The sequence below is a fragment of the Nocardia sp. NPDC058497 genome (assembly GCF_042720195.1).
Lineage (GTDB): Bacteria > Actinomycetota > Actinomycetes > Mycobacteriales > Mycobacteriaceae > Nocardia.
Map to the genome: position 1 here is coordinate 1 of NZ_JBHXMY010000479.1, position 4,608 is coordinate 4,608.

7 protein-coding genes are annotated in these 4,608 nt (G+C 65.3%); 4 read left to right on the forward strand and 3 right to left on the reverse strand.

What is annotated here, in order from left to right; translation table 11 throughout:
- The coding region (locus tag ACFWPJ_RS25320) for a hypothetical protein (protein WP_378854884.1) at window positions 1–96 on the reverse strand (96 nt) is incomplete at its 3' end.
- 252 nt (window positions 97–348) lie between these two features.
- Between ACFWPJ_RS25320 and ACFWPJ_RS25325 the strand changes: the two genes are divergently transcribed.
- Window positions 349–1,338 carry an NADP-dependent oxidoreductase gene (locus ACFWPJ_RS25325; protein WP_378854878.1) on the forward strand — a complete coding sequence of 330 codons (990 nt, stop codon included), beginning with the start codon at window positions 349–351 and terminating at the stop codon, window positions 1,336–1,338.
- A gap of 183 nt (window positions 1,339–1,521) precedes the next feature.
- Here the strand turns inward: ACFWPJ_RS25325 and ACFWPJ_RS25330 are convergent, their stop codons facing one another.
- Window positions 1,522–1,941, reverse strand: coding sequence for a PIN domain-containing protein (locus ACFWPJ_RS25330; protein WP_378854879.1), 420 nt, complete (start codon window positions 1,939–1,941; stop codon window positions 1,522–1,524).
- Window positions 1,942–1,950: 9 nt separating this feature from the next.
- The gene (locus ACFWPJ_RS25335; RefSeq protein ID WP_378854880.1) at window positions 1,951–2,421 is read right to left on the reverse strand and encodes a helix-turn-helix domain-containing protein; all 471 of its coding nucleotides are present in this window, start codon (window positions 2,419–2,421) and stop codon (window positions 1,951–1,953) included.
- Between the two features lie 103 nt (window positions 2,422–2,524).
- On the opposite strand from ACFWPJ_RS25335, the gene ACFWPJ_RS25340 reads away from it, so the two are divergent.
- The 3 genes from ACFWPJ_RS25340 (at window position 2,525) to ACFWPJ_RS25350 (ending at window position 4,525) form a co-directional block, all read left to right on the forward strand.
- On the forward strand, window positions 2,525–3,238 hold the full coding sequence (locus tag ACFWPJ_RS25340; protein ID WP_378854881.1) for a DUF6882 domain-containing protein: 714 nt from the start codon (window positions 2,525–2,527) through the stop codon (window positions 3,236–3,238).
- A gap of 634 nt (window positions 3,239–3,872) precedes the next feature.
- Complete coding sequence (locus ACFWPJ_RS25345; RefSeq protein WP_378854882.1) at window positions 3,873–4,244, forward strand: type II toxin-antitoxin system RelE/ParE family toxin; 372 nt, start codon at window positions 3,873–3,875, stop codon at window positions 4,242–4,244.
- Complete coding sequence (locus ACFWPJ_RS25350) at window positions 4,241–4,525, forward strand: multiprotein-bridging factor 1 family protein (RefSeq protein WP_378854883.1); 285 nt, start codon at window positions 4,241–4,243, stop codon at window positions 4,523–4,525. The genes ACFWPJ_RS25345 and ACFWPJ_RS25350 overlap by 4 nt, the downstream gene beginning before the upstream one ends.
- The last annotated feature ends 83 nt before the right edge of the window (window positions 4,526–4,608 follow it).

Here is a 4,608-nt window from a genome sequence, read left to right on the forward strand (position 1 = left end):
GCGCGGTCGGATCTGCGTATTGCCGGCCGCCGCGGCGGCCTTAAGGGCGGCGGTCAGCGCGGCCTGTGTCTTGGTGGTGGGATTGAACGAGTCCACAGATCTCCTTGGGTGTGTCCGGTATCGACTGGTTCAACGCGCACAAAGTTGAGTCTGTTCCGCTCAACTCCAACTTTTCCCGATGGACGCCGGAATCGGTGTTCACGCTACGCCGCGACACCACCGAAGACGATCAATCACCGCACGTCGCAGCCCTGCCCACCTAAGATTGCGCAACGAGATGTTCGATCTGCCGCAACCCGTTTCGCGGCGCGCTCGACGACCACCCGGCTCCACAGACACAGGAGACATATGCGCGCGATCGTGGTTCAGAAGTTCGGCGCCACCCCGGAGCTGGCCGATGTGCCGGTGCCGGAGCCGGGACCCGGTGAGGTGCAGGTCGCGCTGGACGCGGCGGGAGTCAACCCGTTCGACCTGAAGATGGCCGACGGCATCCTCGAGGGCAAGATGCCCACCGATTTCCCGATGATCCTCGGCGTGGACGGCGCGGGCACGATCTCGGCGATCGGCCCTGGCGTGCGCTCGTTCGCCGTCGGCGACCGGGTGGTCGGCAAGTTCCTCACCGCGCCGGCGGGCCACGGCAGCTGGGCCCAGTACGCGACCCTGCCCGAGGACGCGACCCTGGTGCCGATCCCCGACGGCGTCACCTCTGTGGCCGCGGCCGCGCTCCCCGTCGCCGGCGTCACCGCCCAGGACCTCGTCGACACCGCCCAGATCAAGCCCGGCCAAACGGTGCTGATCGTCGGGGCGACCGGCGGCGTCGGCTCCTTCCTGGTCCAGCTGGCCAATATCGCGGGCGGCCACGTGATCGCCACCCCCCGCGGCGACGCCGCCGACCAGGTAGCCCGCCTCGGCGCCGCGGAAACGATCGACTACACCAAATCCCGCCCCGCCGATCCCAACATCGTCGACCCCGACCCGGCCACCCACCGCGACTCCAGCGTCACCGGCGCCGTCCGCTTCACCCACCCCGACGGCATCGACGTCCTCTTCGACCTGATCAGCGCCCCCGCCGACTTCGCCTCCCACGCCACCCTCGTCCATCCCGGCGGCCGCGCCTACTCCACCACCTGGGCCGCCGACGAGAACTCGTTGCGCGAACGCGACATCACCGGCGGCAACTTCGAATCCAAAGGCCGCGTACCGGAATTGACCCGCCTGCTGGGCCGAGTCGCCTCCGGAGACGTGGTGGTACCGATCGAGGCGACAGTGCCCCTGGAAGCCGCACCCGCCGTCCTCGGCGCGGGGAGCGCGCGCGGAAAGACCGTCCTGGCAATCTGATTGAAGTTCACGGAACGGCGACGGGATCCAGCCCGTCAATTCAGGTGGTTGCGCTGTCGAGGTGACGCCGGACTTCGGCGGCGAAGACTCGGGTGCCAGTTCTTTCCAGGACCGCCAGTAGACCGGTGACCGACCTTGGGTCTCGGCGGTACGCCGCCGCCTGTGCCCGCAACGTCGAGATCGTCAGGCCGGGGTAGAGATCCAGCTGGTCGAGGAGAAATCGTCCGGAGTGATTGCGGTGAGGTCATAGGGCTTCAATGCGCGCTCGGGGAAGTCGCGGACATTGAAGGTGACCAGGACCTCGGCAGCCGACCGCACGGCCGCGGCTAGGACGTGTCGATCTTTCGGATCGTTCTCCATACCGCTGACCAGCGATTCGTAGCCGGTGACCAACGCATCGGGGAATGCGGACTTCATGTGCGATATCCGGCGGTCGACGCTGTCCGGCGGGAGGTCCCGGCGAACCAGGCTTCCGCGCAGCTCCGTCAGCACGTCCGTGGACCAGAGCGGGCGGAACATCTGGGCATCCGCCATGCGGAGAAGGGTGTCGGAGAGATACGCGGGGTGCAGAACACATGCATCGAGGAACACGCTGAACGGCATCCGCGCGCCCTACCGTGGGTCGGGTGGAGTGATGGTTGCGGTGTAGATGCCTGCGTCTTCGCCCTCGACGGCCATGGCGTCCAAAGCAGCTCGGCGTTCCGTCCGGACTCGTTCCTGGTAGGCGAGGACGTCACGGAGCAGGACGCGACGGTGGCGGCCGCGCATCGAGTGGGCGATTTCGCCGTCGGTGAGCAGGCGGACAAGCGTGGGACGGGAGATATTGAGGAGGTCGGCGGCCTCCTGGGTGGTGAGCATGGTGTTATGCGGCGCGATCGACACTGCCAGCCCGTTGGACAGGGCGATGACCGCGTCACGCAGCACCGCATAGAGCTCGTCGGGAATGTCCAAGTAGGTACCGTCGGGGCCGACAAGCCTCGCCTTCGCACACGTCTGGTCGATACGCAGACTCGAGATCAGTTGTTCGAGGTCGGCAGGGTTGTCGGGAGGAAAGACCGTGCTCTCCCGCAGCATCGTGGACATGGCACTAGTCTAACGCTATTCGAAAAAAACGAAAGGCATCTTGACTGCTGCCGCGTCGGGCATCGTCGGGGTGTTTCAGCGCAGCCTAGGTACCCTCGCCACCATGTCTGAAGTGACACTGGCGAACCTGTTGGACGATGCGGCCCTGTTCTCGTTCGAGCATCAACTGCATCTGATGGACGTGGTGGGGGATCGCCCGTGGAGCGTCGACCTGCGCGCGGGGCGATTCACCTTCACCGGCGACCAGCCCATCGAATGCTCGGCCGTCCACCTGCTCGGCTCGGCCGCCCCCGGCCCGCAGTCCTGGCTGTGGTCGTGGGGAAATCCGGCCGGCTACCCGGAGACGGTCACCGGCCTTGCTCAATCGGCCCGCGATTTCGGAATCCACCACCGCATCAGCGAACTCGCGAACGTGGAAGTCCCCTTCGCCGCCCTGCCCGGCACCCCGACCCAGGCCGAGGGCGCGGTGAACACCTTCATGGACGCCTGCAAAGCGATCTCCGGAGTCTGGACCGCCTACAACGGCCCCGTGGGCGGCGGCACCCGCGCCGCATTCCTCATCGAGCACCCCCTCTTCCAGCTCCCCGCACCCGCCGCACCGCGCATCACCCGAGTCCTCCAGCAAGGCCTCACCGAATTCCCCCTCAACGACCACCGTCGCGCCCTGCACGCATACGCCAACCACCGCGGCCTCACCATCACCTGGTCCCCCGACTACTTCCAATCCACCGTTACCGGACCAGGTTTCACCGCCACCCTGACCTTCGACGAGCTGGCGCGAACCAAGAGCATCGACGTGCAGATGGGCCACGGATAGCGCAGGATCAACAATCGAGACATAGCGCACAATTGGGATCCGCGGTCTGATTCGGAACGTCCAATATCTCGACAGCATTGGTGCCGAGAGTGGGACTTTCGATGATCGACGAGCTGCCCGCGGCGGTGTGGGCTGAGAACGACGTGGCGCGTACCGAGATGAGATCGGCGTCGGATTCGTTGGCGGCGAAGCCTTTCCGGAGGCTGCTGCCGTGAGTTCGATCAACGCTGATCCCGCAGCGCTACGCAGCACGCAACCCTCGTTCGACGCAGTCGCATCGACCATCATATCCGGATTCGTACTATCGAATACTTTCGAAATCCCCGCGTCCCGAAGCGCCTCCCGTCAGCTCTCGATTGCGTCCGCGAGTTGGAACTTTTCCGCGCAGCCCAGACAACGTACCCGACTGGGTGCAGCAGATTATCGATAATTAGTCCGCCCGTCACAGCAGTCGACTGCGATCAACCTCAATCCACGGGTGCTCGACGACGAAAGGCCGACTCCTTGGCCGGCCGATTACCTGCGCGAGAGCGCCACACTCATCCGAGCCAATACGATCGACAGCTCCTGAGGAGGAGCTCCATGCTCGAACAGCTTCACCGAGACATCACATTGATGTGATACCGTCGACTGCGTGCTGTACGCGATCGAGATCGAACCCGAGGTTCGCGCGTTCCTGGCAAAGCTCTCACCTGCCGATCTAGCTCGCGCCGACTTCGCCGCTGGCCTACTCGCGACCTATGGTCCTGAACTGCGGGAACCCTACTGTCGCTATCTCGGCGACGGAGTCCGCGAACTCCGGTTCACGCTGTCCGGCAACCGCGCCACCCGGATCAGCTACTGGTTCCCTGGTAGGCGAAAAGCTGTATTGCTAACCGCGTTTCACAAGACGAGGCAGCGCGAATCGATGCAGGTCGACCGAGCCAGGAGTGCCCGCAAGGTATGCGAAGCCGAGCACGCCGGGCCAGCTCACCTGACCTTCGATCCGATGGGAGAAACCGAATGACGAGTCAGCACGAATTCGACACTGATCTGGCCGCGACCCGAGCCACCCCCGAGTACAAGGCGGCACTGCGCGCGTATGAGCTAGCGCACGAGCTCGGTATTCAGATCCGGGCCGCACGTGAAGCGCGCGGGTGGTCACAGACCGAATTGGCAAACCGCGCGGGGATGCGACAGCACGCGGTGAGTCGGCTGGAGGCCGGCGACGTGGTTCCGACATTGACCACGCTGGAGCGGATCACCGCTGCGTTGGGTGCCAAGCTGACGGTGTCCCTGGCCGCGTAGCCATTGGCCGGACCCGTTTGCGATCTGGTCGACCCCGCGTGTATCCGAGCACCTCGCCGATACGATTCGACGGTTCGCGCAGC